Annotated in this window: 2 protein-coding genes; one reads left to right on the plus strand and one right to left on the minus strand. The window is 68.0% G+C overall.

Annotated elements, in window-relative coordinates:
- Positions 1-35: 35 nt before the first annotated feature.
- Positions 36-1313, minus strand: coding sequence for an MFS transporter (locus IEY95_RS19755; RefSeq protein WP_189187343.1), 1278 nt, complete (start codon positions 1311-1313; stop codon positions 36-38).
- Positions 1314-1458: 145 nt separating this feature from the next.
- Between IEY95_RS19755 and IEY95_RS19760 the strand changes: the two genes are divergently transcribed.
- Positions 1459-2007, plus strand: coding sequence for a MarR family winged helix-turn-helix transcriptional regulator (locus IEY95_RS19760; protein ID WP_189187344.1), 549 nt, complete (start codon positions 1459-1461; stop codon positions 2005-2007).
- Positions 2008-2375: the final 368 nt, after the last annotated feature.

Consider the following 2375-nt stretch of genomic DNA (forward strand, 5'->3'; position numbering starts at 1 on the left):
GACGGTGGTCGCGGCCGTCTTCGTGTGTCCGTCCGTCAGGAGCTCGCCGGAACCGGCACCGGCTCCGTCGGCGCCCCGCCCTGCGCGACCACCCGGCTCTTCGCGAGCGACGGCTGGTTCTGTACGGGGGTGAGCTGCCGCCCCAGCCGCACGGCCAGGAATGTGATGCCGAGCGAGAAGAGCAGGAACGTCACGATGTACGGGCCGTGCAGTGATGCCGCCATGGGACCGCCCACCGCGGGACCGACCGCCAGCGCGAGCTGCTTCACCAGCGCGAAGGCGGAGTTGTACTGACCGGCCATGCCCGTCGGTGCCAGGTCGGCGACCAGCGGCGCGACGGTCGGCGACAGCATCGCCTCGCCGAGCCCGAAGAGCGCGTACGTCGAGACGAAGGCCGCCGTGGCCATCGTCCGGCTGCCGTGGCCGAGGCCCGCGTAACCGGCCGTGAGCCACGCGACGGCCCAGATGAGACCGACCGCGGCGATCACCCGGGACCGCTTCCGGCGCTCGACGAACTTGAGCACCGCGAACTGCGCGACCACGATCATCGCGGTGTTCGCCGCCATCGCCGTACCGAGCGCGGAGGTGGAGATCCCGGCCGCCTCGACGCCGTACGCGGAGAGCCCCGACTCGAACTGCCCGTAGCAGGCGAAGAACAGCACGAAGCCCAGCACGGACAGCTGCACCATGGCTCGGTTGCCGAGCAGCTGCTTCCAGCTGCCGCCCTTGGCCTGCGGTGCTCCTTCCACCTTCGGCGCGCGCGGCATCCGTACGGTCGACATGATCACGACGAGCAGCAGGAACATCGCCGCCTCGATCGCGAACAGCAGCGTGAAGGAGCCGGCCCGCGAGGTGTCGACGATGTGGCCGCCGATCAGACCACCGATGCCGAGCCCGAGGTTCTGCAGGAAGAACTGCAGGGCGAAGGCGCGCGAGCGGGTGTCCGCCGTGGAGCAGTCCACGATCATCGTCGCCAGCGCCGGCTGCATCACGGCCTGTCCCGCACCGAGCGCGGCCGCCGACAGCAGCACGGTCGTGGCGCTGTTCGCGAGCCCCAGGCTCAGCGCTCCGAAGGCGGCGGTGACCAGGGCGGCGAGCAGGACCGGCAGCGCGCCGCGCCGGACGATGGCTCGCCCGGCGAACGGCAGCACGACGAGAGCGGCTACGGCGAAGACGGCGAGCACGAGGCCCGCCGTCATGGAGCCGAGTCCCCGTACCTGCGCCACGTAGACGTAGAGGAAGGGGACGGTAAAGCCGAGCCCGAACGCTCCGAGTGCGTTGCCCACGTGGATCCGGCGCATCGCTGCGCCCATCGCCCTGGTCACTTTCACCTGCCTTGGTCGTGAAGCTTCCCCGTGCATGGATGCAGAGGTGAAGACTTCGAAGCTAAAGTTAGATGTTGAACTGTACACCTCGAAGGACTTCAACGCCAAGCGACGTCATGCGATACTCGGGACCATGGGCGACAACCCCGGCGTCAGCGAGCCGACACTCGACGAACAGATCGCCGCCTACCAGCGCGAGTTCCGGGACCTCGACCCCCAGGTCGAGAAGATCGTCTCGGCCCTGTCCCGCCTCAACCGGCGGATGAACGTCGCCTACGGGCGCCAGACCGCCGCGCTGGGCATCAGCAATGCCGAGTGGGAGGTCCTGAAGGCTCTCGTCCTCTCCGGGGCCCCGTACCGCATGGGCCCGAGCGACCTCGCCAAGCGGCTGGGCCTCACCCCTGCCGCGATGACCCACCGCATCGACCGCCTGGTCGCGGAGGGGCTGGTCACGCGAGAGCGCGATGAGTCCAATCGGGTTCGCGTCATCGTGGAGCTCACGGACGAGGGGCGCGAGAAGTGGCTTGAGGCGATGCGCCTCGCCACGGTCTTCGAGGAGGACCTGCTCCAGGACCTTTCCGCCGACGAGCGCGGCGTCCTGGGCGAGGTGCTGACCCGTCTTCTGCGACGAGTGGAGCACGCCCAGCCGGACGCGGGCGGCCGGCTCAGCGACCTGGATTAAAGATCTTGACAGGGAGGGTTGACACGACCTTCCCCGGTCCGTAAGGTTCTTCGAGTTGCCACGGGGCCGTAACGGTTCTGCGGTAGCACCTCCGCCGCGAATGCGGCAACCAAACCACCAGCACGATCTCCCATCCGGGGTGAATTCGGCGCGCCCGAATTCAATTCGCTTTGGGCTCGGCGGCCCGATTAGGAACCGCCGAGAGGATCCGCTAAAGTTTGGGACGTCGGAACGGCCCAACAGCCGGGAAGGCAAGCCCGCTGACTGGGAGTCAGGCCCGAAAGGATCTGATAGAGTCGGAACCGCCGGAAAGGGAAACGCGAAAGCGGAAACCTGGAAAGCACCGAGGAAATCGGATCGGAAAAAGA

Source organism: Streptomyces albiflavescens (assembly GCF_014645835.1).
GTDB lineage: Bacteria > Actinomycetota > Actinomycetes > Streptomycetales > Streptomycetaceae > Streptomyces > Streptomyces albiflavescens.

What these genes read in the sequence shown, in the direction of transcription:
- IEY95_RS19755 (WP_189187343.1), bottom strand. Translation starts at nt 1,313, where the DNA reads ATGGGCGCAGCGATGCGCCGGATCCACGTGGGCAACGCACTCGGAGCG.
- IEY95_RS19760 (WP_189187344.1), top strand. Translation starts at nt 1,459, where the DNA reads ATGGGCGACAACCCCGGCGTCAGCGAGCCGACACTCGACGAACAGATC.